Consider the following 26,922-nt stretch of genomic DNA (forward strand, 5'->3'; position numbering starts at 1 on the left):
GCGTGCTCCTGGGGCGGGTTCAACGGGTCGAGGCCAGGGCTTCGAGGAAACTCTCCAGCACCAGTTGCGGGCGCCGGCCCTTGCGCGTCACGGCGGCCATGTTCAGGTCATAGAAACGCGACGCCGGCTTGAGCACCCGCAGGCGCCCCTGCTGCACCCACTGTTGGGCGTAATGATCGGGCAGGTAGCCGATGTAGCGCCCGGTGAGCAGGAGGAAGGCCATGCCCTCGCGGTCCGAGGCGCTCGCCGTGCAGTTGAGCACCTGGTACTGCGCCTGGATCTCCGGCGGCAGGCGGAAGGTCGGGGCGATGGCGTCCTGGGCGTTGAGTCGGCTTTCCGAGAGTTGCTGATCGTCGACATAGAACAGCGGGTGGCCGACCGCGCAGTACAGTAGCGAGCGCTCTTCATACAGCGGCTGGTATTCCAGGCCGGACAGCGTGTGGCTCTGCGGCACCACGCCGACGTGCAGGCTGCCGTCGAGTACGCCCTGTTCCACCTCGCTCGGCGGGGTCATGCGGATCTGGATGCGCACGTCCGGACCGCGCTCCTTGAGGCGTGCCAGAGCATGGGTGATGCGCATGTGCGGCACCGTCACCAGGTTGTCGGTAAGGCCGATGTGCAGCTCGCCGCGCAACTGCTGGTGCAGGCCGTTGACCTCACCGCGGAAGCTCTCCAGCGCGCCCAGCAGCTGCAGGGTCGACTGATAAACCTCGCGGCCTTCCTCGGTCAGGGCGAAGCCGGCGCGCCCGCGCTGGCACAGGCGCAGGCCCAGGCGCTGCTCCAGGTCGCTCATTTGTTGGCTGATTGCCGAGCGGCCGATGCCGAGCACGGCTTCGGCGGCGGAGAAGCCGCCGCACTCGACGACGCTGCGGAACAGCCGCAGCAGGCGGATTTCAAAGTCGCTGACTTGTGCCAGGGGTTCGGAACGGCGCGTGCTCATTGTTTAGTTATCTTTAAACTGAAGATAAGAAAAGTTGGGTTTTAGTGACTTTATGCCCGTGGCACCTTGCACTGCAACAACGCCGTGGGCACGCGCCTGCGGCAACACCCGTTTCCCTGCCCGCGAGAGCCGCACCATGAACATGCCGCAGACCGCCACTCCATCCCTGGCCAGCCAGCTCAAGCTGGACGCGCACTGGATGCCCTTCTCCGCCAACCGCAACTTCAAGCGCGACCCGCGCCTGATCGTCGCCGCCGAAGGCAACATCCTCATCGACGACCAGGGCCGCCGCGTGTTCGACAGCCTCTCCGGCCTGTGGACCTGTGGCGCCGGCCACAGCCGCAAGGAAATCCAGGAAGCCGTGGCCAAGCAGCTCGGCACCCTCGACTACTCGCCGGGCTTCCAGTACGGCCACCCGCTGTCGTTCAAGCTGGCGGAGAAGATTGCCGACCTGCTGCCGGGCGAGCTCAACCACGTGTTCTTCACCGGCTCCGGCTCCGAGTGTGCCGACACCGCGGTGAAGATGGCCAAGGCCTACTGGCGTCTGAAGGGCCAACCGGCCAAGACCAAGTTCATCGGTCGCGCCCGTGGCTACCACGGCGTGAACATCGCCGGCACCGCCCTGGGCGGTATCGGTGGCAACCGCAAGATGTACGGCCAACTGATGGACGCCGACCACCTGCCGCACACCCTGCAGCCGGGCATGGCCTTTACCAAGGGCATGGCCGAGACTGGCGGCGTAGAGCTGGCCAACGAGCTGCTCAAGCTGATCGAGCTGCACGATGCCTCCAACATCGCCGCTGTCATCGTCGAGCCACTGTCCGGTTCCGCCGGCGCGCTGATTCCGCCGAAGGGCTACCTGGAGCGCCTGCGTGAGATCTGCACCCAGCACAACATCCTGCTGATCTTCGACGAAGTGATCACCGGCTTCGGCCGCATGGGCAAGTGGAGCGGCGCGGAATACTTCGGCGTCACCCCGGACATCCTCAACGCCGCCAAGCAGATCACCAACGGTGCCATCCCGCTGGGTGCGGTGGTGGCCTCCAAGGAGATCTACGACACCTTCATGCACCAGGCCATCCCTGAGCACATGATCGAGTTCACCCACGGCTACACCTACTCGGCGCACCCGGTCGCCTGCGCCGCCGGCCTGGCCACCCTGGAGCTGCTGGAGAAGGACAACCTGATCCAGCAGTCCGCCGACCTCGCGCCGCACTTCGAGAACGTTCTGCACGGCCTCAAGGGCAGCAAGCACGTCATCGACATCCGCAACTGCGGCCTGGTCGGTGCCCTGCAACTGGCCCCGCGTGACGGCGACCCGAGCATCCGCCCGTTCGAAACCGGCATGGCCCTGTGGAAAGCCGGCTTCTATGTGCGCTTCGGTGGCGACACCCTGCAGTTCGGGCCGACCTTCAACACCAAGCCGGAAGAACTCGACCGCCTGTTCGACGCCGTCGGCGAAACCCTCGGCAAGATCGACTGAGAAGATTCAACGTAGGGTGGATGACGCGTTGTTCATCCACCACAGGCTCGAACGGTGGAAGCGTTATCCACCGTACACAGCCTAGCCACACCGAATTCAAGCACTGCACGGCCTGCCCCTCTCCCCCGGGAGAGGGCTGGGGTGAGGGAAAGCCCTCCCAGGCCAACGAACACAGTCTTTCAAGAGAGATGACCATGAGCACCATCCCGCACCTGATCAATGGCGAGCGCATCGCCGGCACCGGCCGTACCACCGACGTTTTCAACCCGTCCACCGGCACCGCCACCGGCAAGGTCGCCCTGGCCGACCGCGCCACCGTGCAGCAGGCCATCGACGTGGCCAAGGCCGCTTTTCCGGCCTGGCGCAACACCCCGGCGGCCAAGCGCGCCCAGGTGATGTTCCGCTTCAAGCAACTGCTGGAGCAGAACGAAACGCGCATCGCCGAACTGATTAGCCAGGAACACGGCAAGACCCTCGAAGACGCCGCCGGTGAACTCAAGCGTGGCATTGAGAACGTCGAGTTCGCCTGCGCCGCACCGGAAATCCTCAAGGGCGAGTACAGCCGCAACGTCGGCCCGAACATCGACGCCTGGAGCGACTTCCAGCCGCTGGGCGTTGTAGCCGGCATCACCCCGTTCAACTTCCCGGCCATGGTGCCGCTGTGGATGTACCCGCTGGCCATCGTCTGCGGCAACTGCTTCATCCTCAAGCCGTCCGAGCGTGACCCGAGCTCGACCCTGCTGATCGCCGAACTGCTGATCGAAGCCGGCCTGCCCAAGGGCGTGCTGAGCGTGGTGCACGGTGACAAGGAAGCGGTCGACGCGCTGATCGAAGCGCCGGAAGTCAAAGCCCTGAGCTTCGTCGGCTCGACGCCGATCGCCGAATACATCTACAGCGAAGGCACCAAGCGCGGCAAGCGCGTGCAGGCCCTGGGTGGCGCGAAGAACCACGCCGTGCTGATGCCCGACGCCGACCTCGACAACGCCGTCAGCGCCCTGATGGGCGCGGCCTACGGCTCCTGCGGCGAGCGCTGCATGGCTATTTCGGTGGCCGTGTGCGTGGGCGATCAGATCGCCGACGCGCTGGTGCAGAAGCTGGTGCCGCAGATCAAGGCGCTGAAGATCGGCGCCGGTACCCAGTGTGGCCTGGACATGGGCCCGCTGGTCACCGCTGCCGCGCGTGACAAGGTCACCGGCTACATCGACGCCGGCGTCGCCGCCGGTGCCGAACTGCTGGTCGACGGCCGCAACTACAGCGTCGCCGGCAACGAGAATGGCTACTTCGTCGGCGGCACGCTGTTCGACAAGGTCAGCAACGAGATGAGCATCTACACCGACGAGATCTTCGGCCCGGTGCTGTGCATCGTCCGCGTCGCCAGCCTGGAAGCGGCCATGCAGCTGATCAACGATCACGAGTACGGCAACGGCACCTGCATCTTCACCCGCGACGGTGAAGCGGCGCGCCTGTTCTGCGACGAGATCGAGGTCGGCATGGTCGGCGTCAACGTGCCGCTGCCGGTGCCGGTCAGCTACCACAGCTTCGGCGGCTGGAAGCGCTCGCTGTTCGGCGACCTGCACGCTTACGGCCCGGACGGCGTGCGCTTCTACACGCGGCGCAAGGCCATTACCCAGCGCTGGCCGCAACGCGCCAGCCACGAGGCGGCGCAATTCGCCTTCCCGAGTAACGGTTGAGCAAACCCCGAGGGCTGGTCGCAAGACCGGCCCTTTTTGCTATGCATAACCTTTAGGAGCCAGCTTGCTGGCGAGGCTTTCCGGTCAGACGGATCGCCAGCAAGCTGGCTCCTACAAAAAGCGTTACGCCACAAATCCTGCCGCGCGGGCGCGGCATTGGTGCAGTAACTCGCTGGCGCGCTGCCAGTGGGAGTCGGCACCCCTTGGGTGAGCGGGTTCACGGTTTTCGTGACCCGGTAACCCGCTGTCCCAAGGGCAGCCCACTTCACACTCAAATGAAGAGGACACCCTTGCGATGAGCAAACCCCTGATCGGCCTTCCCCTGTGCCGCTGGCAGCTGACCGACCGTGACATCGGCTGGTTCCACTTGGTGGGCGAGAAATACATTCAGGCCGTCACCGGCTTCGGCGCCTTCCCGCTGATGATCCCGGCCTTCGGCGACGAGCTGGACATGGACACCGTGCTCGATAACGTCTCCGGCATCCTGTTCGGTGGCTCCCTTTCCAACGTACACCCCAGCTTCTACGGCGACGACCACCCCGGCCTGGGTCTGGCCGACAAACCCCGCGACGCCACCGTATTGCGCCTGATGCGCGCCTGCATCGACCGCGGCATTCCCTTCCTCGGCATCTGCCGCGGCGTACAGGAACTCAACGTGCTCTACGGCGGCACCCTGCACCGCGAAGTGCACCTGGTGCCCGGTAGCCTCGACCACCGCGAGATCAAGGACGTACCCGACGACGTGGCCTACGGCCCGATCCACGGCGTGACCCTCACCGAAGGCGGTGTGCTGCACCAACTGCTTGGCGAGCGCGAACTGCGCGTCAACTCCCTTCACGGCCAGGGCATCGACCGCCTTGGCGAAGGGCTACAGGTGGAAGCGGTGGCCGAGGACGGCCAGATCGAAGCCGTCAGCGTGATCGGCGCCAAGGCGTTTGCCGTCGGCGTGCAGTGGCACCCGGAGTATCGCTATTGGGAGAAGGACGATTACAACGCGCTGATTGGAGCGTTCCATGAGGCGGCTAGGGAGTATCAGGCGAGCAAGCTGGTTAAGCGCAGAGAGGCAGTAGAAGCCTGAGTCGAACTGCGAATAAAAAGGCCCGCCCAATGACGGGCTGTTTATTTATGTATTGTCTTTCGATCTTACTGGGGTTAGCTCTAGAGTTGCCTGTTCTTCTAAAAACTTTCGAAGCGGTGAGCCAGTTTTGTATGGGACCTGGCTAGATGGGACCACTTTTGATGCGGGCTCAACGTGAGCTTTCTGGTCGTCAAAGAAGATGTGAGGTCTTAGCGCTTTTAAGACCTTGTCTTTCGCGAGTCCTCCCAGGAAAAAAGCTTGGTCAACATAGACATTCCATTTTCTGAGTGTCTTTATTACGCGTACGTGCGCGGGGCTATTTCTTGCGGTAACAATTGATATCTTGATAGGTGATTTTTCTGAGCCGATCTTGTTGTGGATCGTTGAAAGTACTCGTATGAGCTTTGCGAATGGTCCATCTTTAAGTTCAATATCTTCATTTTGCAATTCATTGCTCTGAAACTGATCCATGCCTTTGGTTTTGTATATGTACTCTGAGTCTTCCGAGAATATGACGGCATCGGCGTCGAAGGCGAATCTTATTCTTTCTTCGACGGGCAGATAATCTGAGGGTGGGTCATATATTGTTGCGGCGGCGCATTGTTCAGTATCAATCGCGGTTTGAACATCTTCAGCGTGTTTGGTTAGTAGGAGGTCGACATCAAATGCTTGAAGAAATGGAGCTAGAGATTCTCCGCCTGAGAATGCGGATCTTGTTATGTCCAGTTTGTAGTGTTTGATTGAGTGGTGTATGCGAAGTCCTGTGTCGGGTGAATTTTTTGACATGACTATGACTTCTACGAGTCTTTGATTTGGCTCGGATGCATACTTGTTTAACTTTAAGAGGGCTTCTACTAGGTAGTATGCTGCGCCTTTTTCTAGAACTAGGTCTTCGTGCTCGAGCTGATATTTCCTGTACTCATCAACAGAGCCTGTTTCAAATATGGTGTTTTCTTTTTCTAAGTCGAATAGGGCTCGGGAGGATACGCCGATCACCAGAGTGTTCTTAAAGTCTATAGCCATAATTCCTCAGATGTTTATGTAATGTGCTGCTTAAAAATTAACTTTCGACATAGATGCTTGCAGGGTGAATAACGCTTTACTTTTCAAGTATCGTAGCGCAACGCGACTTCTGTTGGTTTCGGTACCATGTTTTTCGCCTTTATGGCGAATTACTTTCTCTTTGCTTGTGCAAAGAGAAAGTAACCAAAGAGAAAGCACCCCCGACATCCGGGTCTCGCTACGCGAGACTCCCTTCGTTCCATCATTGCTCCTGGGGCTCGCCGCGAAGGGCCATCCTTGGCCCATCGCGTCTCTCGCGGCATCCATGCCGCTCAACCCCTTACGCAACGATTCCACTCAGCCTCCTGACGGGACCTGGTTGCGGCCCGATCTTTTGGTTTGCGATGGATGATTTGCAGGGGCTTTGGCGTTTCGTCATTCCCGCGCAGGCGGGAATCCAGAGGGCGCGCACTGGGTTCCCGCCTGCGCGGGAACGACGGTGGTTGCTTGTGCGAGGCATACCGACAACGCTGAGCGGCTTGAGGCGCGGAGTCTGCATGCGCGCAAACTCCCCGTCAGTAGGCCGAGCGGAGGTGCTGCGTAGGGGGACGAGCCGCATGGATGCGGCGAGAGGCTTAAAGGGCCATGGATGGCCCTTGTAAGCCGGCCCACGGAGCGACACCGGAGGGAGGGAAGTCGAGCGCAGCGAGACCCGTATGCCGGGGTGTGTTTCTTTGCTTACTCTTCTTTGCACAAGCAAAGAAAGTGAGTCGCCCAGCAGGGCGAAACCATGCTGCCAGCCACCTTCAGCAATTAGCCAGCGCACACTGAGAGGTTGGTGAGGAATCGCGGCATCAATGACCAAGGCGCATCCTTGCAGTCGATGTTTCGACCTTACTGCGATGGCTCCCACGTTTTGCACGGGAACCCCTCCGAGGGCGCTCAGCGTCCCACAGACGCGAAGCGTCTGTAGCTGCACACCTACGCAGAGCGTGGGAGCGATCAAGTTGATCAGAGTCGTGCATGCTCATGCCGCAGCTTCAGGCGTTGATAGAAGGTCTTCGAATGCCGGATCGAGCCCGAAGTCGAGCAGCTTCGGATGCTTCGTGATGTATTCCCACACCTCACGGCTGCTGTTCAGCGGCGCATGCCCATAGACCTTGTCCAGCGCCTTCAGTGTGGTGGTGACCAGCTGGTTCTTGCAGTACAGGCGAATGCTTTCCGAGGCGGCATGCCGCTCCTGCTGCAGCTCTGCGATGATCCACAGCGCCGGGCGCCACCAGTCGTAGGCGAAGTCGCAATGCTTGATCACCGTGGCGGAGGATTCGCGCTGGGCGAGCATGGCGAAGAAGTTGAGGATGTTGTCGAGCATCAGCCGGTCGGCGCGATCGGCGTGGATGATCTGTTGGTCGTCCAAGTTCTGCTTTTCCGCATCCAGCGCGTGCAGGGTTTGTGCGCTGGCTGGCGGAAAGGGCAACTGCTCCACGGCGAACAGCCGGCTGGCCAGGTACTCGGCGTATTCACGGTGCTGGATGCCCGCGAGCAATGCGCGAAAGGCGCCGTCTTTCACTTGCTGGAACTCCAGGCTGGTGAAGGTCTGGAACAGTTCGAAGATGGACCGCTCGATCTCCTCGCGCCGGGCGATGCGCGACTCTTCCGCCTGGAACGCCAGGGTGATGATCACGCCGCCGAACGCCAGAGCGGTGAACAGCACGTTGAGGCCGTTGTACACCGGCTCGAACGGCTCGCTGAAGGTGTCGCTGGGAATCAGGTAGCGCGCGATCGGGTAGGCCATCACCCAGATCAGCACAATCAGGAACATGGTCAGACCGGCAAGCTTGATCGGTCGGGAAATACTCATGCGGATGGGGCTCCTTTCATCCTTGAACAGAGCCCTGACCATACTGCCGATTGCTGGCCAAGCGCCATCCCCAACAAGTGGAAAACTGTTGTGCCGTTTCGCCGCACGGAGCGATGGGGCTAATTCTCTGTCCGCGCGCCCAAGAAAAAGCCCCGCAGGTGCGGGGCTTCGATAGTTTCCACGCGTGGCGTGGGAGCGCTCAGCTTCAGTCAACGCCGGGAAACGAATCCACGTACTTGATGGTGAAGTCGGGGAAGGAGTCGACGATCTGGATTTTGTAGTCAGGGAAGCTGTCGACGGTTTTCCATCTGCCGGCCGAGTCCGGGAAGGCGTCGACCCGTTTGACCCTCAGGTCCGGGAACGAGTCCACCACCTTCACCTTGTAGTCGGGAAAGCTGTCGACGAATTTTATGTTGCCATAGACCTTCGAGACATCGACCGTGGTATCGGCCAGGGCTGGGAATGAGCCTAGGAGCAGCAGGGCACACAGCAGGGTTTTGCGCATGAACGCTTCCTTGATCGGAGTGAGTGCATTCTGGGGTGGTGCGTATGGCAACGGTCAATCGGTGAAGGCAAGCCCGTGGGGGCGGGGCTTGTGTGGGGCTACCAGCGACCGCGGTCGTAGCGATCTCGGTCATGGCGGTCGTAGCGATCGTGGCGGTGATGACGATCACGCTCACGCCAGTGGCCGTGGCGGGGCGGTGGGTAGTAGGCGCGGTAGTAGACCGGTGCCGGGCGGTAATAGACCGGGCGCGTCTCGTGGTACACCGGCTGTGGCGGCGGGTAGTACGCCACGGGTGGTGGAGGCGGCGGTGGATAGTAGGCGGGTGGCGGCGCATAGACGGGCTGCGGGCGGCTCTGGCTGACGATGACACCGCCAACCACGGCGCCGATCACCGCGCCGGCGATGGCGGCATTACGGTCGGAGGCCTCGACAGGTTCCTGGCCAACCAACGCCAGGCCGGCGACCAGGGCAGTGACTAGGGGGATACGCGCAAGCATGATCGAAACTCCTGTGGTACCGGTCTTTCCCGGTTATTCACTTCGACCATTTGCCGTTCCCGGCATCGCGCAGGGCAGTGTAAATCCTGTGTAAACGCAGCCGGGCACGACGCCGCAGGCTGGGGTGACAGCGGCGCAATCGGCCTGCGACAGCCGCCAAGCTGTGACCGAGGTGGCGCTGCGGGCCAAGAAAACTCCCATTCGTCACAGGTTTATTGTTAGTTTTAGGACACAGCCCGGAGCGGATGGTTGTTCTACTCATGGATTGTTGGAACTGGCTAGCTCGCGCCCTTGTGCGCTCGACAAGGCTTCGCACGGAGGCCCTCTGTCTGTTTCGCCCGCGTTTGTGGCAGCACCCGGCCCGCCGCTGGTTGCTGATCACCCTGTGTGGGCTGTGCTTGGCCGGTTGCGCGCGGCATCAGTCCCACGAGTCGATCATCGGCAACAAGAGCCCGGTGAAGGCCAGCGAATTCTTCCAGACCCACTCCGACCGCATGGCCACCATCGGCATGCGCAACAACCTCAACAGCCTCTACCGCCTGATGGACAAGCTCTACCGGCGCAATCCGCGCGAGTGGCGAAAGACCGGCCTGGAGAGCAGTGAGGCGGCGCAGCATGAAGTACAGATGGCCATCGAGCAGAACAAGCCGCTGGACGAGCTGGGCGGGCGCAAGGACGTGGCGGCGCTGAGCTATGCGCTGAGCCCGGACTACAAGGGCGATCGAGTCGGTGCCTTCATCTATTCCCTAGGCAGCATGCTGGTCACCGCCCACGGTGGGCGCACCGAGTTCTACATGACCGACGAGCTGGACGCGAAATTCATCTACAACGCTGCGCGCAACATCGAGAAGGCGACCTGGATGCTCACCAGCCGTATGGATGTGCAAGGGGCGCCGTGGCTGCTGTCCAACGAGATCTCCACGGACGGGCGTAACCTCAGCTTCGCCGTGGAGTTCGGCAAGATCGTCGCGCGTCTCGATCTGCTCACCGATGTGCTCGACGAGCGTTACCGGCGCCTGAGCGTCAACTATGCGCAGAGCCTGCTGTTCCTCAACTTCCTGCCGGTGCAGTAGCGCCGCGCAGGCATGAAAAAGCCCGGCATGTGCCGGGCTTTTTCGTATCGCGGTGAGGCTCAGACCTTTTTTACGAACTCGGATTTGAGCTTCATCGCGCCGATGCCGTCGATCTTGCAGTCGATGTCGTGGTCGCCGTCGCACAGGCGGATGCCCTTGACCTTGGTGCCGACCTTGACCACCAGGGACGAGCCCTTGACCTTGAGGTCCTTGATTACGCTGACGGTGTCGCCATCCTGCAGCACGTTGCCGACTGCATCGCGGATTACCTTGTCGCCTTCGGCCGGGGTATCCGCAGTGCCATCGGCGGACCACTCGTGGGCGCATTCCGGGCAGACCAGCTGTGCGCCGTCTTCGTAGGTGTATTCGGAGTTGCATTTGGGGCAGGGTGGCAGCGTGCTCACGACGGGTACTCGCGGTCGAAAATAAAGGCCGCAGATTGTATAGGGTTTTGTCGTCGCGCGCCGTCGCGTGATCATCCGAGCCGGCTGGCTCGCCGCTTTTCAGTCGAACCGATTCGCCAAGGCGCCGTTCCAATGTTGGGCACTGACCCATTTCGGACTGCTGGAGGCGACATGCTTTTCCCCGATCTTCGCGGCGTATCCCTCTGGACCATCGGCAAGCGCACGGTGACCGAGTTCATTGATGATGAGTTGCCCACCTACGCCTCGGCGCTGGCGTTTCAGCTGTTCTTCTCGCTGTTCCCGTTCCTGCTGTTCCTGATCGCCATCATCAGCGTGCTCGACATGCAGCCGTTCTTCGACTGGCTGCGCGAGCAAGCAGCGCTGGTGTTACCGCAGGCGGCGATGGAGCTGGTCGACCCGATTATCTCCCAGTTGCAGACGCAGAAGGCCGGTCTGTTCTCCATGGGTATCGTGCTGGCGCTGTGGACGGCCTCGGCGGCGGTGCGCTCGACCATGGCGGCGATGAACAAGGCGTACGGCGTGGAGGACGCGCGCCCGGCCTGGAAGCGCATTCCGCTGTCGGTGCTCTACACCGTGGCGGTGGCGGGGCTGCTGCTGACCGCGGCGGCGCTGATGGTCACCGGGCCGCAGGCGATGAACTGGCTGGCGCAGCAGGTCGGCCTTGAGCAGGTGGTGGTGGTGCTGTGGACCTGGCTGCGCTGGCCGGTGGCGGTGGTCATGCTGATCGCGGTGGTGGCCGCCGTGTACTACCTGGCGCCGGACGTGAAGCAGGAGTTCCGCTTCATCACCCCCGGCTCGGTGCTGGCGGTGGCGGTGTGGATCATTGCCTCGCTGGGCTTCGGCTTCTACGCGCAGAATTTCGCCAACTACAACGCCACCTACGGCAGCATCGGCGCGATCATCATCTTCCTGCTCTACCTGTACATTTCCTCGGCGGTGCTGCTGTTCGGCGCCGAATTGAATGCGGTGATCGAGCATCACGCGCGTGAAGGCAAGGACCCGGGCGAAAAGGTGGCCTCGGCCTGAGGCGATCTGAGCCTACGGGACTGGCGTGAGGTAGGGTGAAGCGCGCTCGGGCCAGTTCAGCGTGCCGTCATCGCTGAAACGCACGGTGCCGAACAGGCCGTTGGCCAGTTTGCCGCTGACCCGATAGGGCAGGCCTTCACCCTGCTGATACCCTGCGGCGGCCCAGGCCTGGCGCATGGCAGCCAGCGCGGTGATGCTCACCGGCACACGAATCAGCGCCTCGCCGAAGCGCGGCACGTGACCGGCCTGAGGACTGACGCCGCTGGCCAGGGAGCGGTGGTTGACCTCCAGGTCCAATGCCACACCGTTGTAGGTAATGGCGCTTTCATTCGGGTTCTGCACGCGTAGCACGGCTGCGAAGCGCACCTCCAGGCCTTGCCCGGGGAGCGGTTCGAGGCCGGTCAGTTCGACGCGTACGGGGTCGCGAGGTGTCAGGGTGCTGCAGCCGCTCACGACGAGCAGGGCGCCGAGCAGGCCGGCGGTGACGAGCCGTTGGGAAGGGAGCATGGGCACGAGTCCATTGGTGGCCGAGTACACCATTACAGACCGCAAGCGGTGGTGAATGTCGCCAGCGGTTGTGCTCACACCGGTTTGCAGTGAGTGAGGGTGGGTCTGTAGCGGGTGGTTGCCGCTGAAAGCGAGGCTGCCCACGTGAGGTATGGCGCTGGCGGAAGCGAGCGGTAGGCAGTCCGAGCACTAAATCGCAGCCAAAAAAAGACCCGGCAAAAAGCCGGGTCAATAACCGTGATTAGCCTGATGAGGAGATAATCTGAAGAGCCGACTGCGTGGCCTTCCAGCTTATCGACTGATCTCGCGACCAGTTGGGGTAATAATAACAATTCTCATTTTAACGTCAACACCTTTTTGAGAATTATTTTCGATTGGCTCGCATTTCTACCCTGAAAACGACAACCCCGGCACGTGGCCGGGGTTGTCGGTATAGGGCTGGAGGTCACGCCGGCTCGCGGTTTACGCGCAATTGGGTGACTTCCTTGTTCAGCAGGTCGATGCGGCGCGCCATGCTCTCGATCAGGCTATGGGCGATGCGCGGGTTGCTCTGCATCAGGCTGAGGAACTGGTCCTTGGGGATCACCATGACCGTGCACGGCTCGCTGGCGATCACCGTGGCGCTGCGTTTCTCGCGGGTGAACACGGCCATGGCGCCGAAAATCTCGTCCTTCTGCACGTCGCCGACCTTCTGCCCATCGACATGCGCTTCGGCGTGGCCTTCGATGATCACGAACACGTGATCGGCTTCGTCGCCCTGCTGGATCAGCTCCTCACCAGCGGCGAAGTGCTGGAAGCCGGTGGCAGGGCGGATTTCCGGTTGCTTCAGGCGCGCCAGGGCGTCCGAGAGCAGGGCGGTATGGCCGATCAGGTACTGGATGAACAGTTCCTGGCGTTGTTCGCTGCCGTAGATGTGCTTGAACACCTCGGTGCGCGTGTAGGGCACCAGGGTCAGCGCTTCTTCGCTGCTGTAACGGCAGCTCGGCAGGTCGATACCCTGGCGCAATCCGACCAGGTCCCCCTCCTGCAGATAGAACAGCGGGCGGTCATCGACCTGGGCATGCAGCAGGCCGCTTTCGATGACGTACAGCTGGTTGCCGGGAAGAATCTTCGCCAGATCCTCGACCTGTTCAAGACGCAGGGGCGCGCCGCTGGGCTGCATACCATCGAGCAACTGGTTAGGGATGCTCTGCAGACGTTGGATCAGCTGATCGGCGTAGGCCGGTTGCTCCCCGAGTAGGTACATGACAGTAATTCCTTGAACTGGCTGGGCTGACGATAGGGCAAGGTCGCCCCCTTCAACAATATGTTGCGCCAGGGGGGTAGGTAAATCCCGGCGCATGGAGGTTGTGAGCTAGCTCTTGTTGCTTGTGCCCAGGGAGTCAACCTTGCCGTTGAGCTCGGCCTTGTGCGCTGGGGGCAGCTCGCTCCAGTGTACATCCAGCAGCGCCCCTTCAATGGCATAGAGCAGCACCTTGGAGGCACGGAAACCGCGTGCGCGAACGGCGCGATAGGCGTCCACGGCGCCCAGGCGGCGCAGGTCGTTGGCACTGTGAATGCCCACGGCATGCAGCCATTGCGACGACGTCTTGCCCAGGTTCTTCAGGTGTTGCAGTTCATCATTCATGGCGCCTCCTTGCGTTGCTGCGCAGCTGCCGATGAAAAGATCAGGGACGACCTGCGACGAAGTGTAGCGGCCATCGCACAAAACGCTGTTGCTGTCCGTCAGGCCAGGCGGCTTCGAGTGCGGGCAGCAGGTCGATCAGTGGGTCGCGGCCGCTGGCCTTTTCCAGGCGTTGTACGGCGGACCAGGTGCTCAGGTAGCCGAGCAACTGGGGGCGGTCCCACTGCAGTTCGATGGCGAACGGCGGCAGTTCGATCTGGGCGAATGGTACCTGCAGGTCGCTATAGCCGGCGTCGACGCTGGTGCGGCCTTCGGGCCAGTAGCCGTCCAGCGTGCCGTAATAGAACTCTTCGAGTACCGCATCCACCTGTGCGTCGACTCGCAACAGGCTGTAGCACCAGGCACAGAACAGCCCACCCGGCCTGAGCAGGCGCGCCACCTCGCGGAAGAACACCGGGGTGGCGAACCAGTGCAGCGCCTGGCCGACGACGATCAGGTCGAGGCTGGCGTCCGCCAGCGGTTGTGCTTCGGCGGTGGCGGCGAAGCTGGATACGCCCTGCAGGTCCTTGGCGGCGAGCAGCTGTTCGGGGCTGCCGTCGCAGGCCAGCACCTGCTCGAAGTGCTCAAGCAGCGGTGCGCTGGCCTGGCCATTGCCACAGGCGATGTCCAGCGCGCGCTGACGGCCGGGGCTGTTGGCCGCCAGCCAGGTGAAAAGAGCGGAAGGGTATTGCGGACGGAAACTGGCGTAGGCACCGGCGCGGGCGCCGAACAGGCGGGTGATTTCACTCATTGATAAGCGGTACTCATCGGGTGCGATAGCGCATGCGGGTACCGAAATTGAGCGACATCAGTACCTCGTCGGCGCTGATGTCCGCAGGGAAATAGGCGCCGGAGATCTGCGCGTGGGCGATGCTGGCCCCTTCCATGTTGGCTTCGCGCAGATCCAGGCCGCGCAGGTCGGTGCCGCGGAAATAGGCGTCGCTGAAGTCGATGCCCTCGGCGTCCAGCAAACGCAGGTCGAGACCACGGAAGTCGCCACCGCTGAGGTCGATGGGGCCATCGGCCGGGCGCTGGCTGTTGAAGCCCTTGATATCTTCGTTGTGCAGTAGCCGATACAGCGGATCGTCGAGCTGACGTGGTTGGCTCATGAGTTACCTCCGGGTAAGGCTCGCCGCAAGTATAGAAGCTGCCTGCGAGCCTGCCCGGAAGCGCGTGTTCAGAGGCCTGGCAGGCGCTGGCGAATGCTGCCGACCAGGTTGTCGAGGCTGGCGGCGTCATGGGTGTCGATGCGCTTGCTGTGGGCCTGTTCATCGGCGTCCAGCACTTCGCGGCTGGCCTGCTGCGCCTCGATGACCTCGAGGGTGGCGTCCGACGGGTCATTGCCATCGACCTGGCGCTGCTGCAGCCAGCTGGCGATGACCGCCTGCGGCGCCTGGCAGTCGAGGATCAGGAACGGTGCGCCATTGTGTTCGGCAACCTGCCAGGCGGCGGCGCGCTGATCGCGCTTGAGGTAGGCCGCGTCGAGCACCACAGGGAAGCCGGCGTGCAGGCAGCTTTCCGCCAACTGGTGCAGGCGCTGGTAAGTGGCCGCGCTGGCCTCCGCGTTGTAGATGCCGCTGTTCAGGTTGCCTTTCGCTGTCTCCGGCTGCTCACCAAACAGGCGCTTGCGTTCCACGTCCGAGCGCAGGCGGATGGCGCCCAGTGCTTCGACCAGGCGCAGTGCCACCTGGCTCTTGCCGACAGCGGAAACGCCGCTGGTGATGGCCAGGAAGGGCGTGGGGATGGCGCTGTAACTTTCCGCCAGGTTGGCGTAGTTGCGGTACTGGCGCAGGGTGGCGGCTTTCTCCACGGCATCGCTCTGGTGGGCGAGGCTGAACAGCGCGACCTTGGCCCGCACCAGGGCGCGGTGAGTTTTGTAAAGATTGAGCAGTTCCAGGGCATCGTAGTCACCGCTGCGCTCCAGCCAGGCGCTGATGAAGCGTCGCGACAGCACCTTGAGGCCGCGGTCTTCCAGGTCCATGGCGAGGAAGGCGGCATCCAGGGCAATGTCGATCAGACGGAATTCTTCGTTGAATTCGATGCAGTCGAACAGCACGACTTTGCCGTCGAGCAGGGTGGCGTTGCCCAGATGAATGTCGCCGTGGCACTCGCGAATCGCGCCGGCTTCAGCGCGCCGCGCCAGCAGTGGCTCCAGGCGGGCGATGCTGGCTTCTACCCAGGCATCCAGGGCATCAAGCTGGCGAAGGTCGGCGGCATCGGACAGCAACGGGCGGATTTGCACGAAGTTCTGCCGCATTGGCGCGACGATGGCTTGCGGCGCGCTCAGCGGATGATCGGCGGCGACCGCAGGGGTTCGGCCGTGGAAGTCGGCGATCTGCTGGGCCAGGGCATCGATATGCGCCGGGGTCAGCTCGCCGCGCGATTGCACTTCGCTGAGCAGTTGGCTCTGCGGGAACTGGCGCATCTTCAGCACGTACTCGATGGCCGCGCCTTCGCCGTCCAGCTGCGGGGCGCTCTCGCTGCCGGTGATCGGCAGTACGCCCAGGTACAGGCCTTCGGTCAGGCGCTGGTTGAGACGTAGCTCTTCGCCGCAGAAGTGCTGGCGCTTGCCCAGGTCGGTGAAGTCGAGGAAGCCGAAGTTGACCGGCTTCTTGATCTTGTAGGCGAAGGGGCCGGTGAGCAGCACCCAGGAGATGTGCGTCTCAATGACCTGGAATCCTTCCACCGGGTGGGGATAGAGGGCCGGGTTCTGCAGGGCGGCAATCAGGGCTTGGCTCACGGTCTTTCCTTGCGCGTCTGGTATCGATAAGAGGCGGCATTATGGCCGCTGTGAGGCGCTCTGCAAACCGCCGGGGCGCGCCTGTCCGCCATAGGCAAAGTGCGTATAATGCCGCGCCATGACTCGCTCCCGAACCCCGCGCAAAAGCGCCAAGCGCCGCTCCGGTGCTTCCCGTCCCTGGCTTGGCTGGGCTCTCAAACTCGCATTGGTGGGCCTGGTGGTCCTGGCCGGCTTCGCCGTGTACCTGGACGCCGTGGTGCAGGAGAAATTCTCCGGCAAGCGCTGGACCGTGCCGGCCAAGGTCTATGCCCGCCCACTTGAGCTGTTCGTCGGCCAGAAGCTGGCCAAGCAGGATTTCCTCACCGAACTGGATGCGCTGGGCTATCGCCGCGAAAGCGCGGCAGACGGCCCTGGCGCCTCGGTGGTCAACGGCAACCAGATCGACCTGCACACCCGTGGTTTCCAGTTCTATGAAGGTGCCGAGCCTGCGCAGCGGCTGCGGGTGCGCTTCTCCGGTGATTTCGTCGCCGGCCTGACCCAGGCCAACGGCAGCAAGCTGGACGTGGCACGCATGGAACCGTTGCTGATCGGCGGCCTGTACCCGGCGCATCACGAGGACCGCATTCTGATCAAGCTGGATCAGGTGCCGCCCTATCTGGTCGAAACCCTGGTGGCGGTGGAGGATCGCGAGTTCTTCAACCACTTCGGCGTGTCGCCCAAGGGCATTGCCCGCGCGGTGTGGATCAACGCCAGCACCGGCCAGCTGCGCCAGGGCGGCAGTACGCTGACCCAGCAGTTGGTGAAGAACTTCTACCTGACCAGTGAGCGCAGCCTCACCCGCAAGGCCACCGAGGCCATGATGGCGGTGCTGCTGGAGCTGCACTACGAGAAGACGGAAATCCTCGAGGCGTACCTCAACGAGGTGTTCCTCGGCCAGGACGGCCAGCGCGCGGTACATGGTTTCGGCCTGGCCAGCCAGTACTTCTTCAGCCAGCCGCTGGCCGAGCTCAAGCTGCATCAGGTAGCGCTGCTGGTCGGCATGGTCAAGGGGCCGACCTACTACAACCCGCGGCGCTTCCCGGAACGTGCCCTGGAACGGCGTAATCTGGTGCTCGGGCTGCTGGCGCAGCAGGGAATCGTCACCCAGGCCGAGGCCGAGGCGGCGCAGCAGAAACCGCTTGGCGTGACCAAGCGCGGCAGCCTGGCCGACAGTTCCTATCCGGCGTTCCTTGACCTGGTCAAACGCCAGCTACGCCAGGATTACCGCGACGAGGACCTCACCGAAGAAGGCCTGCGCATCTTCACCAGCTTCGACCCGATTCTGCAGCTCAAGTCCGAAGCCGCGCTGAGTGAAACGCTCAAGCGTCTCGGCGACCGCAAGGGCGTGGATGAGGTCGAGGCCGCGATGGTCGTGACCAATCCGGAGAATGGCGAGATTCAGGCCATGCTCGGCAGTCGCCAGCCGCGTTTCGCCGGCTTCAACCGTGCGCTGGATGCGGTACGGCCGATCGGCTCGCTGATCAAGCCTGCGGTGTACCTCACCGCGCTGGAGCGCCCGAGCCAGTACACGCTGACCAGTTGGCTGACTGACGAGCCGTTCTCGGTGAAAGGCCAGGATGGGCAGGTCTGGAGCCCGCAGAACTACGATCACAAGTCCCACGGCACCATTTACCTGTACGAAGGCCTGGCCAACTCCTACAACCTGTCCACCGCCAAGCTGGGCCTGGAACTGGGGGTGCCGAATGTGCTGAAGACGCTGTCGCGCCTTGGCGTGGATCGCGAGTGGCCGGCCTATCCGTCGATGCTGCTGGGCGCCGGCGCGTTGAGCCCTATGGAAGTGGCGACGGTCTACCAGACCCTGGCCAACGGTGGATTCAATACGCCGCTGCGTGGTATTCGCAGTGTGCTGACGGCCGAAGGGCAACCGCTCAAGCGCTATCCGTTCCAGATCCAGCAACGTTTCGATACCGGCGCGATCTATCTGGTACAGAACGCCATGCAGCGCGTGATGCGCGAAGGCACCGGGCGGTCGGTCTACAGTCAGTTGCCACAGGCGCTGACCCTGGCCGGCAAGACCGGGACCACCAACGATTCGCGCGACAGCTGGTTCGCCGGTTTCAGCCAGGACCTGCTGGCGGTGGTGTGGCTGGGGCGTGACGACAACGGCAAGACGCCGCTGACCGGCGCGACCGGTGCGCTGCAGGTGTGGACCGGCTTCATGAAGAAGGCCGACCCGCTGCCGCTGGACATGCCGCTGCCGGATAACGTGGTCCTGGCCTGGATTGATGCTGGCAATGGCCAGGGCTCGGCGCCGGGTTGTCCGAATGCGGTACAGATGCCGTATATTCGCGGCAGCGAGCCGGTGGCGGGCACCGCCTGTGGTCAGGCGCCGGATGATTCGGTAATGGATTGGGTGCGTGGCTGGCTCGAATGAGTCGGCCAGGAGAGAGGATTCGAATGAGTAAGTGGTTGTTGTGTGCAGTGATGACCTCGGCCGTGCTGAGCGGGTGCTCCACGGTACAGCGCGGTTCGATTCCGGTGACGGACGCCAGTGGCTCCCTGCGGGACGATGAGCAGATGGAGGCCGGTGGCGGCTACCGCGCGCCGGCAACCGCTGCGCAACCGCAGAGCATGCCGCAGGATTCCGGCGTGGTAGTGATGGTGCCGGGTGGTGTCAGCTCCGCGCCGCTGGAAACCTACCCGGGCGGCAGCAGTTCATCTCCCGCGCCGCTCAGCAGTGGACCCTTGAGCACTGGCCCGATCGCCAGCTCGGGTACGTACCAGCCAAGTGTGCCGAGCATGCCTAGCGGCATTCCGTCCGGTGGTGGCCTGAGTGCCGACGAGCAGTTGGATGGTCCGGTTCTGGCGTTGCTGAGCACCGCGCAGCAACAGCAGGGCAGTGGTGACCTGAATGGCGCTTCGTCCAGTCTCGAGCGTGCCCAGCGCATCGCGCCGCGCGAGCCGCAAGTGCTCTATCGCCTGGCCGAAGTGCGCCTGGCCCAGGGCGATGCCGCCCAGGCCGAGCAGCTGGCCCGTCGCGGTTTGACCATGGCCAATGGTCGTCCGGCTCTGCAGGCCAGTCTGTGGAATCTGATCGCTCAGTCTCGCGAGCGCCAGGGTGATGCCTCTGGTGCCGCCCAGGCGCGTGAGCGGGCGCGGGTCAACCTGTAATGGATGAGCGTTTGCCCGCATTGGCCGAACAACTGCTGCTGATCGAGCGGGAGTTGCGTCGCCTGGGCTGGTGGAGTGCCACTGCGCCTGATGTCGAGGCGCTGGCCAGTCAGCAGCCATTCTGTGTCGATACCCTGTCGTTCGAGGCGTGGCTGCAATGGATCCTGCTGCCTCGGATGAAGATGCTGATCGAGACGGCGGCACCGCTGCCGGCGGCATCGGCCATTCGGGAGATGGGGGAGGAGGTCTACGGTGCGAGTGGCAAGCAGGTCGGCGTGTTGCTCGACCTGCTGGGTGGCTTTGATAGATTGATTGCTGCGGGTTAAGGCGACAGGAGGTGATTTCCTGCCTTGTGAGGCCTTAGCGGCAGTGTTCGGTAATGTTCTTCTCCGCTTCCACGATTTTTGCCTGGCGCTCCTCTTCGGTCACGCGTCGGACCTCGTTGCCCTCTTGCGTTTTCAGGCGCGGATTGTTCTTCAGCTGCGCCAGATCGGTACGGGTCTGCTCACAAAACTCTTTGCGCTCGGCTTCGGCCTTGGCCACATCTTGCTTGACCTTCTTGTCCACCGCTTCCTGCTCGGCATCTTCTTCGCTCGGAGTCGCTACGGGTTTCGCAGGAGCAGCTTTCGGCTGCGGCACATTGGTATTGATCGTGGTGGCCTCGCGGCCTTCCGGAGGCTGCGCGCCAAAGTGGGTATTGCCGTTTTCGTCTACCCATTTGTACACCTGACCGGCCATGGCGGTGGCGCTCAGCGCGAGCATAAGGCTGCCGGTGAGAATCATGCGACGCATGCTGTTTCCTTTATCTGGCTGCGGAACTTGGTGGTTACTATAACCAAAACGTGCAAAACGTCATCCTGCGCCGTGTCACAGCACTCGCTGAATATTCCGTGCCGAACGGCTTGACTTGAGCGGCGCTAATCAGAACAATCCCACGTTCGCTGTAGTGGAGTCCGCCGCAAGTGTCCTCCAGCTCAGCAAAAAAAGGCACTACCCGTGCCGACCCCCGTTACACCCGCAACGCGTTACCTCGCGCTGGGAAGGAGGGGCCCCGCAAGCTCTGGGCCATTCCGTTACTCGTTATGCCGACCTCGTAGTATCCGCGACCACAGTCGCGCTCGTCCGCTGACAGTAAAACCTAATACAAGGACCACTCGTTGACGGGTGGTAATCTGGCGTTCTAGAGGTGAACAACGTGGAGCTTTTATCCGGCGCTGAAATGGTCGTCCGCTCGCTGCGTGACGAAGGCGTGAAGTACATCTATGGGTACCCGGGCGGTGCCCTCCTGCACATCTACGATGCCCTGTTCAAAGAGCCGGAAGTGACCCATATCCTGGTTCGTCACGAGCAGGCCGCGACCCACATGGCCGACGGCTATGCCCGCGCCACCGGTAAGGCCGGCGTGGTACTGGTGACGTCTGGTCCGGGTGCGACCAATGCCATTACCGGCATAGCCACCGCTTACATGGACTCGATCCCGATGGTGATCATTTCCGGTCAGGTGCCCAGCACCGTGGTCGGTACCGATGCCTTCCAGGAAACCGACATGGTCGGTATCTCGCGTCCGATCGTGAAGCACAGCTTCATCATCAAGCATCCTTCGGAAATTCCCGAAGTGATCAAGAAGGCCTTCTACCTCGCCCAGTCCGGTCGTCCAGGCCCGGTGGTCGTGGACATTCCGAAGGACATGGGCGATCCGTCGCAGAAGTTCGAATACAGCTACCCGAAGAAGGTCAAGCTGCGCTCCTACAGCCCTGCTACCCGTGGCCATTCCGGGCAGATCCGCAAAGCTGCCGAGATGCTCCTGGCCGCCAAGCGCCCGGTGCTGTACTCCGGTGGCGGTGTGATCATGGGCGGCGCATCCGAGCCGCTCACCGAGCTGGGCAAGATGCTCAATATCCCGGTGACCAATACCCTGATGGGTCTTGGCGCCTTCCCCGGCTCCGATCGCCAGTTCATCGGCATGCTCGGCATGCACGGCAGCTACACCGCCAACCTGGCCATGCACCATGCCGACGTGATCCTCGCTGTCGGTGCACGCTTCGATGACCGCGTGATCAACGGCGAGACGGCAGCCAAGTTCTGCCCGAACGCGAAGATCATCCACATCGACATCGACCCCGCCTCGATCTCCAAGACCGTCAAGGCCGATATCCCGATCGTCGGGCCGGTCGACAGCGTGCTGACCGAGATGGTCGCGATCCTCAAGGAAATCGGCGAGACCCCGAACAAGGAAACCGTCGCCAACTGGTGGAAGCAGATCGACGAGTGGCGTGGCAGTGGCCGCCTGTTCCCCTACAACGAGGGTGACGGCAGCATCATCAAGCCGCAGAGCGTGATTGAGACCCTCAGCGACGTGACCAAGGGCGACGCCTTCATCACTTCCGACGTGGGCCAGCACCAGATGTTCGCGGCGCAGTACTACCGCTTCAACAAGCCGAACCGTTGGATCAACTCCGGCGGCCTGGGCACCATGGGCTTCGGTTTCCCCGCGGCGATGGGCGTCAAGTTGAACTTCCCGGAGGCCGACGTGGCCTGTGTCACCGGCGAAGGCAGCATCCAGATGAACATCCAGGAGCTGTCGACCTGCCTGCAGTACGACCTGCCGGTGAAGATCATCAACCTGAACAACGGTGCCCTCGGCATGGTTCGCCAGTGGCAGGACATGCAGTACAGCAGCCGCTACTCGCACTCGTACATGGAGTCGCTGCCGGATTTCGTCAAGCTGGCCGAGGCCTATGGTCATGTGGGCATGCGCATCACCGACCTGAAAGACCTCAAGCCGAAGATGGAAGAAGCCTTCGCCCTGAAGAATCGCCTGGTGTTCCTCGACATCGCCGTGGATACCAGCGAGCACGTGTACCCGATGCAGATTCGCGGCGGTGCCATGCGTGACATGTGGCTGAGCAAGACGGAGCGGACCTGACCATGCGCCATATCATTTCCCTGTTGCTGGAAAACGAACCAGGCGCCCTGTCGCGTATCGTTGGCCTGTTTTCCCAGCGCAACTACAACATCGAAAGCCTGACCGTTGCACCGACCGAAGACCCGACTCTGTCGCGTCTGACGTTGACCACCGTCGGCCAGGACGATGTGATCGAGCAGATCACCAAGAACCTCAACAAGCTGATCGAAGTGGTCAAGCTGGTTAATCTGTCCGAAAGCGCGCACATCGAACGCGAGCTGATGCTGGTCAAGGTCAAGGCCACCGGCGCCCAGCGCGCTGAGGTCAAGCGCACCACCGACATCTTCCGTGGGCAGATCGTCGATGTGACCAGCAGCGTCTACACCATTCAGTTGGCCGGCACGAGCGACAAGCTGGACAGCTTCATCCAGGCCATCGGCACCGCGTCGATCCTGGAAACCGTACGCAGCGGCGTCACCGGCATTGCCCGTGGCGACAAAGTACTCAGTATCTAACTCTTTAGCGAACGGCCCACGAGGCCAGACAAACCAGGGGAATTCCCATGAAAGTGTTCTACGACAAAGACTGCGACCTCTCGATTATCCAGGGCAAGAAAGTCGCCATCATCGGTTACGGCTCCCAGGGCCACGCTCAGGCGTGCAACCTGAAGGACTCCGGTGTCGACGTTACCGTCGGTCTGCGTAAAGGTTCGGCTACCGTAGCCAAAGCTGAAGCTCATGGCCTGAAGGTTGCTGACGTGGCGACTGCCGTTGCTGCTGCCGATCTGGTCATGATCCTGACCCCGGACGAGTTCCAGGGCCAGTTGTACCGCAACGAGATCGAGCCGAACATCAAGAAGGGCGCCACGCTGGCCTTCTCCCACGGCTTCGCCATCCACTACAACCAGGTCGTGCCGCGCGCTGACCTCGACGTGATCATGATCGCGCCGAAGGCTCCGGGCCACACCGTGCGTACCGAGTTCGTCAAAGGCGGTGGCATTCCTGATCTGATCGCGGTCTATCAGGACGCTTCCGGTAACGCCAAGAACGTTGCCCTGTCCTACGCCTCGGGCGTTGGCGGCGGTCGTACCGGCATCATCGAAACCACCTTCAAGGACGAGACCGAAACCGACCTGTTCGGCGAACAGGCCGTACTGTGCGGCGGTACCGTTGAGCTGGTGAAAGCCGGTTTCGATACCCTGGTCGAAGCTGGCTACGCGCCGGAAATGGCCTACTTCGAGTGCCTGCACGAGCTGAAGCTGATCGTCGACCTGATGTTCGAAGGCGGCATCGCCAATATGAACTACTCGATTTCCAACAACGCCGAGTACGGCGAGTACGTCACTGGCCCGGAAGTTATCAACGCCGAGTCCCGTGCTGCCATGCGCAACGCTCTGAAGCGCATCCAGAACGGCGAGTACGCCAAGATGTTCATCCAGGAAGGTGCCTCGAACTACGCGTCGATGACCGCCTACCGCCGCAACAACGCTGCCCATGGCATCGAAGTGGTTGGCGAGAAGCTGCGTGCCATGATGCCGTGGATCGCTGCCAACAAGATCGTCGACAAGGCCAAGAACTAAGCCTTCGCGATCTGAAAAAGAACGCGGCTTCGGCCGCGTTTTTTTATGCTCGCGGCAGGCTTCTGGTATAAAGCCCTCTCGTTTGCATGGAGCTGCTGGGCGAACCTCCGACAGTGGCTCCGGTCGAAATTCAACCAAACCCGCTGCAAGGTGTTGTTCATGAACGAACGTCCCGAGGAATCCGGCAAGCCCTCAGAAGAGGAAAGCCTCCTGCCCATCGATGAGCATGTGGAGGAGGGTCATGATGCGGAAGGGCGCAAGGTCCGTCACCGTGGCATCTACCTGCTGCCCAACCTCTTCACCACCGCCGCGCTGTTCTCCGGCTTCTACGCCATCGTCAATGGCATGAACGGCCAGTTCGATCACGCGGCGATTGCCATCTTCGTTGCCATGGTCCTCGACGGTCTCGACGGTCGTGTCGCGCGCCTGACCAACACCCAGAGCTCCTTCGGTGCCGAGTACGACTCGCTGTCGGACATGGTCGCGTTCGGTGTTGCTCCGGCCCTGGTCGCTTTCGAGTGGGCGCTGGGCAGCCTGGGCAAGGTGGGCTGGATGGTCGCCTTCATCTATGTGGCGGGTGCTGCATTGCGTCTGGCTCGCTTCAACACCATGGTCGGCAAGGCCGACAAGCGCTACTTCATCGGTCTGGCCAGCCCGGCCGCCGCCGCGCTGGTTGCCGGTACGGTCTGGGCATTCAGCGACTTTGGCATCAAAGGTTCGAACATGGCGTTCGTCGTGGCCCTGCTGGTGGCGGCTGCGGGAACTCTGATGGTCAGCAACATCAAGTACCACAGCTTCAAGGACCTCGATCTCAAAGGACGTGTGCCCTTTGTCGCAATCCTTGTCGTGGTGCTGGTGTTCGCTGTGGTGTTCAGCGATCCGCCGCGTATTCTGCTACTGATCTTTGTGACCTATGCTGCATCGGGTCCAGTGCAATATTTGTTGCAGTTGCGCCGCCGCAAAGCCGTCGAGTGATGTAATTTCCTGCCGGCTTCGCAGTCTATTGGCGCATCAGTCGCCATTAGCTGCGGAGCCACCATGCTGATCAAGATTCCTGCAGCTTCTGCTGCGCGCGAACACGAAGTTACGCCTGAAGCCCTCTACCTTTCGCGCCGGCAGTTGCTTGCGGCTGCGGGCGGCCTTGCTGCAGCGAGTGCGTTTCCCCTCCAGGCCTCGACCGGGCCCTATACCGATGTGGCGCAAGGCAGCGCTCCGGCATGGTTTGCTGACAAGCTGAAAGATGCGCGCTGGCAATCCTCAAGGGGGGATGAGTCTCTGACCCCCTTCAGCGATGTCACGCAGTACAACAACTTCTATGAATTCGGTACCGGTAAGGGCGACCCGTCGCGCTACGCGGACAAGATGCAGGTCGAGCCCTGGTCCGTGATCATTGATGGCGAGGTTGCCAAGCCGGGGGCCGTGTCGCTGGAGGCGCTGGTACAGCCTCATCGTCTGGAAGAGCGCATCTATCGTCTGCGCTGTGTCGAGGCGTGGTCGATGGTCATACCTTGGCTTGGGTTTCCCTTGTCAGCACTGATCGAGCGGGCTCAGCCGACCTCGCGCGCTAAATACGTTAAGTTCGAAACTCATCTGGCGCCCAAAGAAATGGCAGGTGTACGTTCAGGTTTCTCGCTGATCGACTGGCCTTATAGAGAAGGTCTGCGCCTGGATGAGGCGATGCATCCGTTGACGTTTCTTGCTGTCGGCCTCTATGGGCGAGTTCTACCTAACCAGAATGGCGCGCCGCTGCGCTTGGTCGTGCCGTGGAAATACGGCTTCAAGAGCATCAAGTCCATCGTGCGCATCAGTCTGGTTGCAGAACGGCCCATTACCACGTGGGAGGCGCTGGCGCCGAACGAATATGGCTTCTACGCCAACGTCAATCCCGAGGTCGACCATCCGCGCTGGAGTCAGGCTACGGAGCGGCGGCTGCCCAACAGTCTATTCAATCCCAATGTGGTATCGACTCGCCTATTCAATGGCTATGACGAAGTCGCTCCTCTTTATAGTGGCCTGGATCTGAGGAATAACTACTGATGAGCTATCGCGGGTGGCGGCTCTTGGTGTTTCTGCTTGTCCCGATTCTTCCGTTGCTCTGGCTGTACCAAGGAGTGACCTCGCAGCTTGGGCCCGATCCGGGCAAGGTGCTCGTGGATAACCTGGGATTGGGGGCGCTGGTGCTTCTTCTTGTCACTCTGAGCATGACGCCTTTGCGCAGAGTGAGTGGATGGGGCGGTTGGCTGGCGGTCAGGCGTCAGCTTGGCTTGTGGTGTTTCTTCTATGTGGTGCTGCATCTGTGCGCGTATCTGCTGTTCATCCTCGGCTTGCGCTTCGACCGGTTACTGGATGATGTAGTCGAACGGCCTTACATCATTGTTGGGCTCCTGGGGTTCCTTGGTCTGCTGCTGATGGCTGCTACCTCCAACCGCTATAGCATCCGCCGTCTTGGTGGTCGCTGGCGGCTGCTACACCGACTTATCTATTTGGTGTTGGCTCTAGCGTTGCTACATATGCTCTGGATTGCGCGCTCGGATCTGGCTGAATGGGCGGTGTACGCCATGATTGGTGCGGGGTTGATGCTGGTGCGACTACCGGTAGTTTCGAGACCCCTGTCTGAACTCCCGAAAAAGATGACGAAATCTTTGCAATAAGGTGTTGACGCCGTTTCTGTCTCCCCTATAATGCGCACCTCTTCCGGTGCAGCCGGATCCGAAAACTCCTTAGTAAACAAGAAGTTAGACGAAAATAAAGGTTGCAACGGTGGCGGATTCGAGTA

At 61.8% G+C, this 26,922-nt stretch carries 27 protein-coding genes; 14 read left to right on the forward strand and 13 right to left on the reverse strand.

The window, feature by feature from the left end:
• Window positions 1-19 precede the first annotated feature (19 nt).
• The gene (locus tag IB229_RS21580) at window positions 20-940 is read right to left on the reverse strand and encodes a LysR family transcriptional regulator (RefSeq protein WP_192331995.1); all 921 of its coding nucleotides are present in this window, start codon (window positions 938-940) and stop codon (window positions 20-22) included.
• 136 nt (window positions 941-1,076) lie between these two features.
• On the opposite strand from IB229_RS21580, the gene IB229_RS21585 reads away from it, so the two are divergent.
• The 3 genes from IB229_RS21585 (at window position 1,077) to IB229_RS21595 (ending at window position 5,192) form a co-directional block, all read left to right on the forward strand.
• A complete protein-coding gene (locus IB229_RS21585) occupies window positions 1,077-2,423 on the forward strand; it encodes an aspartate aminotransferase family protein (protein WP_192331996.1) in 1,347 nt (448 codons plus the stop codon).
• A gap of 194 nt (window positions 2,424-2,617) precedes the next feature.
• A complete protein-coding gene (locus IB229_RS21590) occupies window positions 2,618-4,114 on the forward strand; it encodes a CoA-acylating methylmalonate-semialdehyde dehydrogenase (RefSeq protein ID WP_192331997.1) in 1,497 nt (498 codons plus the stop codon).
• A gap of 295 nt (window positions 4,115-4,409) precedes the next feature.
• Window positions 4,410-5,192, forward strand: coding sequence for a gamma-glutamyl-gamma-aminobutyrate hydrolase family protein (locus tag IB229_RS21595; protein ID WP_192331998.1), 783 nt, complete (start codon window positions 4,410-4,412; stop codon window positions 5,190-5,192).
• Window positions 5,193-5,237: 45 nt separating this feature from the next.
• Here the strand turns inward: IB229_RS21595 and IB229_RS21600 are convergent, their stop codons facing one another.
• From IB229_RS21600 to IB229_RS21615, 4 genes are all read right to left on the reverse strand, one after another.
• Window positions 5,238-6,215 carry a 5'-nucleotidase gene (locus tag IB229_RS21600; RefSeq protein ID WP_192331999.1) on the reverse strand — a complete coding sequence of 326 codons (978 nt, stop codon included), beginning with the start codon at window positions 6,213-6,215 and terminating at the stop codon, window positions 5,238-5,240.
• 1,006 nt (window positions 6,216-7,221) lie between these two features.
• The gene (locus tag IB229_RS21605) at window positions 7,222-8,055 is read right to left on the reverse strand and encodes a hypothetical protein (RefSeq protein ID WP_225579290.1); all 834 of its coding nucleotides are present in this window, start codon (window positions 8,053-8,055) and stop codon (window positions 7,222-7,224) included.
• Between the two features lie 205 nt (window positions 8,056-8,260).
• On the reverse strand, window positions 8,261-8,560 hold the full coding sequence (locus IB229_RS21610) for a hypothetical protein (RefSeq protein ID WP_192332000.1): 300 nt from the start codon (window positions 8,558-8,560) through the stop codon (window positions 8,261-8,263).
• A 98-nt stretch (window positions 8,561-8,658) separates the two neighbouring features.
• On the reverse strand, window positions 8,659-9,057 hold the full coding sequence (locus IB229_RS21615) for a hypothetical protein (RefSeq protein WP_225579291.1): 399 nt from the start codon (window positions 9,055-9,057) through the stop codon (window positions 8,659-8,661).
• A 371-nt stretch (window positions 9,058-9,428) separates the two neighbouring features.
• Between IB229_RS21615 and IB229_RS21620 the strand changes: the two genes are divergently transcribed.
• Complete coding sequence (locus tag IB229_RS21620) at window positions 9,429-10,130, forward strand: hypothetical protein (protein WP_192332001.1); 702 nt, start codon at window positions 9,429-9,431, stop codon at window positions 10,128-10,130.
• Window positions 10,131-10,189: 59 nt separating this feature from the next.
• Here the strand turns inward: IB229_RS21620 and IB229_RS21625 are convergent, their stop codons facing one another.
• Complete coding sequence (locus tag IB229_RS21625; RefSeq protein WP_192332002.1) at window positions 10,190-10,534, reverse strand: zinc ribbon domain-containing protein YjdM; 345 nt, start codon at window positions 10,532-10,534, stop codon at window positions 10,190-10,192.
• A 171-nt stretch (window positions 10,535-10,705) separates the two neighbouring features.
• Between IB229_RS21625 and IB229_RS21630 the strand changes: the two genes are divergently transcribed.
• Window positions 10,706-11,581 carry a YihY/virulence factor BrkB family protein gene (locus IB229_RS21630; RefSeq protein ID WP_192332003.1) on the forward strand — a complete coding sequence of 292 codons (876 nt, stop codon included), beginning with the start codon at window positions 10,706-10,708 and terminating at the stop codon, window positions 11,579-11,581.
• Between the two features lie 12 nt (window positions 11,582-11,593).
• On the opposite strand, the gene IB229_RS21635 is transcribed toward IB229_RS21630, so the two are convergent.
• The 6 genes from IB229_RS21635 to IB229_RS21660 all read right to left on the reverse strand — a co-directional run bounded on the left by IB229_RS21635 (window position 11,594) and on the right by IB229_RS21660 (window position 16,491).
• Entirely contained in the window at window positions 11,594-12,088 is a 495-nt protein-coding gene (locus IB229_RS21635) for an LEA type 2 family protein (RefSeq protein ID WP_192332004.1), read from the reverse strand.
• Window positions 12,089-12,533: 445 nt separating this feature from the next.
• Window positions 12,534-13,334 carry a cyclic nucleotide-binding domain-containing protein gene (locus tag IB229_RS21640; RefSeq protein WP_192332005.1) on the reverse strand — a complete coding sequence of 267 codons (801 nt, stop codon included), beginning with the start codon at window positions 13,332-13,334 and terminating at the stop codon, window positions 12,534-12,536.
• A 108-nt stretch (window positions 13,335-13,442) separates the two neighbouring features.
• Window positions 13,443-13,715, reverse strand: coding sequence for a TfoX/Sxy family protein (locus IB229_RS21645; RefSeq protein ID WP_192332006.1), 273 nt, complete (start codon window positions 13,713-13,715; stop codon window positions 13,443-13,445).
• A 40-nt stretch (window positions 13,716-13,755) separates the two neighbouring features.
• Window positions 13,756-14,502: a class I SAM-dependent methyltransferase gene (locus tag IB229_RS21650; protein ID WP_192332007.1), complete on the reverse strand. Its 747-nt coding sequence runs from the start codon at window positions 14,500-14,502 to the stop codon at window positions 13,756-13,758.
• 13 nt (window positions 14,503-14,515) lie between these two features.
• Window positions 14,516-14,860: a pentapeptide repeat-containing protein gene (locus IB229_RS21655; protein ID WP_192332008.1), complete on the reverse strand. Its 345-nt coding sequence runs from the start codon at window positions 14,858-14,860 to the stop codon at window positions 14,516-14,518.
• 68 nt (window positions 14,861-14,928) lie between these two features.
• Window positions 14,929-16,491: an AAA family ATPase gene (locus IB229_RS21660; protein WP_192332009.1), complete on the reverse strand. Its 1,563-nt coding sequence runs from the start codon at window positions 16,489-16,491 to the stop codon at window positions 14,929-14,931.
• Window positions 16,492-16,609: 118 nt separating this feature from the next.
• Between IB229_RS21660 and mrcB the strand changes: the two genes are divergently transcribed.
• From mrcB to IB229_RS21675, 3 genes are read left to right on the forward strand one after another with little or no spacing between them, the layout of a single operon-like run.
• Entirely contained in the window at window positions 16,610-18,925 is a 2,316-nt protein-coding gene (mrcB, locus tag IB229_RS21665; RefSeq protein WP_192332010.1) for a penicillin-binding protein 1B, read from the forward strand.
• 23 nt (window positions 18,926-18,948) lie between these two features.
• Window positions 18,949-19,662, forward strand: coding sequence for a tetratricopeptide repeat protein (locus IB229_RS21670; RefSeq protein WP_192332011.1), 714 nt, complete (start codon window positions 18,949-18,951; stop codon window positions 19,660-19,662).
• A complete protein-coding gene (locus IB229_RS21675) occupies window positions 19,662-19,988 on the forward strand; it encodes a YqcC family protein (RefSeq protein WP_192332012.1) in 327 nt (108 codons plus the stop codon). The genes IB229_RS21670 and IB229_RS21675 overlap by 1 nt, the downstream gene beginning before the upstream one ends.
• A 34-nt stretch (window positions 19,989-20,022) precedes the next feature.
• Here the strand turns inward: IB229_RS21675 and IB229_RS21680 are convergent, their stop codons facing one another.
• On the reverse strand, window positions 20,023-20,454 hold the full coding sequence (locus tag IB229_RS21680; protein WP_192332013.1) for a DUF4124 domain-containing protein: 432 nt from the start codon (window positions 20,452-20,454) through the stop codon (window positions 20,023-20,025).
• 403 nt (window positions 20,455-20,857) lie between these two features.
• On the opposite strand from IB229_RS21680, the gene IB229_RS21685 reads away from it, so the two are divergent.
• The 6 genes from IB229_RS21685 to msrQ all read left to right on the forward strand — a co-directional run bounded on the left by IB229_RS21685 (window position 20,858) and on the right by msrQ (window position 26,797).
• Window positions 20,858-22,588 (forward strand): acetolactate synthase 3 large subunit, encoded by a 1,731-nt coding sequence (locus IB229_RS21685; protein WP_192332014.1) that lies wholly within the window; start codon window positions 20,858-20,860, stop codon window positions 22,586-22,588.
• A 2-nt stretch (window positions 22,589-22,590) separates the two neighbouring features.
• Complete coding sequence (gene ilvN / locus IB229_RS21690) at window positions 22,591-23,082, forward strand: acetolactate synthase small subunit (protein WP_192332015.1); 492 nt, start codon at window positions 22,591-22,593, stop codon at window positions 23,080-23,082.
• A 47-nt stretch (window positions 23,083-23,129) separates the two neighbouring features.
• Entirely contained in the window at window positions 23,130-24,146 is a 1,017-nt protein-coding gene (gene ilvC, locus IB229_RS21695) for a ketol-acid reductoisomerase (RefSeq protein ID WP_192332016.1), read from the forward strand.
• Between the two features lie 159 nt (window positions 24,147-24,305).
• Window positions 24,306-25,121: a CDP-diacylglycerol--serine O-phosphatidyltransferase gene (pssA, locus tag IB229_RS21700; protein WP_192332017.1), complete on the forward strand. Its 816-nt coding sequence runs from the start codon at window positions 24,306-24,308 to the stop codon at window positions 25,119-25,121.
• Window positions 25,122-25,184: 63 nt separating this feature from the next.
• Window positions 25,185-26,183 (forward strand): protein-methionine-sulfoxide reductase catalytic subunit MsrP, encoded by a 999-nt coding sequence (gene msrP / locus IB229_RS21705; RefSeq protein WP_192332018.1) that lies wholly within the window; start codon window positions 25,185-25,187, stop codon window positions 26,181-26,183.
• On the forward strand, window positions 26,183-26,797 hold the full coding sequence (msrQ, locus tag IB229_RS21710; protein ID WP_192332019.1) for a protein-methionine-sulfoxide reductase heme-binding subunit MsrQ: 615 nt from the start codon (window positions 26,183-26,185) through the stop codon (window positions 26,795-26,797). The genes msrP and msrQ overlap by 1 nt, the downstream gene beginning before the upstream one ends.
• The last annotated feature ends 125 nt before the right edge of the window (window positions 26,798-26,922 follow it).

Source organism: Pseudomonas sp. PDM14, assembly GCF_014851905.1.
GTDB lineage: Bacteria > Pseudomonadota > Gammaproteobacteria > Pseudomonadales > Pseudomonadaceae > Aquipseudomonas.

What these genes read in the sequence shown, in the direction of transcription:
- IB229_RS21580 (WP_192331995.1), bottom strand. Translation starts at nt 940, where the DNA reads ATGAGCACGCGCCGTTCCGAACCCCTGGCACAAGTCAGCGACTTTGAA.
- IB229_RS21585 (WP_192331996.1), top strand. Translation starts at nt 1,077, where the DNA reads ATGAACATGCCGCAGACCGCCACTCCATCCCTGGCCAGCCAGCTCAAG.
- IB229_RS21590 (WP_192331997.1), top strand. Translation starts at nt 2,618, where the DNA reads ATGAGCACCATCCCGCACCTGATCAATGGCGAGCGCATCGCCGGCACC.
- IB229_RS21595 (WP_192331998.1), top strand. Translation starts at nt 4,410, where the DNA reads ATGAGCAAACCCCTGATCGGCCTTCCCCTGTGCCGCTGGCAGCTGACC.
- IB229_RS21600 (WP_192331999.1), bottom strand. Translation starts at nt 6,215, where the DNA reads ATGGCTATAGACTTTAAGAACACTCTGGTGATCGGCGTATCCTCCCGA.
- IB229_RS21605 (WP_225579290.1), bottom strand. Translation starts at nt 8,055, where the DNA reads ATGAGTATTTCCCGACCGATCAAGCTTGCCGGTCTGACCATGTTCCTG.
- IB229_RS21610 (WP_192332000.1), bottom strand. Translation starts at nt 8,560, where the DNA reads ATGCGCAAAACCCTGCTGTGTGCCCTGCTGCTCCTAGGCTCATTCCCA.
- IB229_RS21615 (WP_225579291.1), bottom strand. Translation starts at nt 9,057, where the DNA reads ATGCTTGCGCGTATCCCCCTAGTCACTGCCCTGGTCGCCGGCCTGGCG.
- IB229_RS21630 (WP_192332003.1), top strand. Translation starts at nt 10,706, where the DNA reads ATGCTTTTCCCCGATCTTCGCGGCGTATCCCTCTGGACCATCGGCAAG.
- IB229_RS21635 (WP_192332004.1), bottom strand. Translation starts at nt 12,088, where the DNA reads ATGCTCCCTTCCCAACGGCTCGTCACCGCCGGCCTGCTCGGCGCCCTG.
- IB229_RS21640 (WP_192332005.1), bottom strand. Translation starts at nt 13,334, where the DNA reads ATGTACCTACTCGGGGAGCAACCGGCCTACGCCGATCAGCTGATCCAA.
- IB229_RS21645 (WP_192332006.1), bottom strand. Translation starts at nt 13,715, where the DNA reads ATGAATGATGAACTGCAACACCTGAAGAACCTGGGCAAGACGTCGTCG.
- IB229_RS21650 (WP_192332007.1), bottom strand. Translation starts at nt 14,502, where the DNA reads ATGAGTGAAATCACCCGCCTGTTCGGCGCCCGCGCCGGTGCCTACGCC.
- IB229_RS21655 (WP_192332008.1), bottom strand. Translation starts at nt 14,860, where the DNA reads ATGAGCCAACCACGTCAGCTCGACGATCCGCTGTATCGGCTACTGCAC.
- mrcB (WP_192332010.1), top strand. Translation starts at nt 16,610, where the DNA reads ATGACTCGCTCCCGAACCCCGCGCAAAAGCGCCAAGCGCCGCTCCGGT.
- IB229_RS21670 (WP_192332011.1), top strand. Translation starts at nt 18,949, where the DNA reads ATGAGTAAGTGGTTGTTGTGTGCAGTGATGACCTCGGCCGTGCTGAGC.
- IB229_RS21675 (WP_192332012.1), top strand. Translation starts at nt 19,662, where the DNA reads ATGGATGAGCGTTTGCCCGCATTGGCCGAACAACTGCTGCTGATCGAG.
- IB229_RS21680 (WP_192332013.1), bottom strand. Translation starts at nt 20,454, where the DNA reads ATGCGTCGCATGATTCTCACCGGCAGCCTTATGCTCGCGCTGAGCGCC.
- ilvN (WP_192332015.1), top strand. Translation starts at nt 22,591, where the DNA reads ATGCGCCATATCATTTCCCTGTTGCTGGAAAACGAACCAGGCGCCCTG.
- ilvC (WP_192332016.1), top strand. Translation starts at nt 23,130, where the DNA reads ATGAAAGTGTTCTACGACAAAGACTGCGACCTCTCGATTATCCAGGGC.
- pssA (WP_192332017.1), top strand. Translation starts at nt 24,306, where the DNA reads ATGAACGAACGTCCCGAGGAATCCGGCAAGCCCTCAGAAGAGGAAAGC.
- msrP (WP_192332018.1), top strand. Translation starts at nt 25,185, where the DNA reads ATGCTGATCAAGATTCCTGCAGCTTCTGCTGCGCGCGAACACGAAGTT.
- msrQ (WP_192332019.1), top strand. Translation starts at nt 26,183, where the DNA reads ATGAGCTATCGCGGGTGGCGGCTCTTGGTGTTTCTGCTTGTCCCGATT.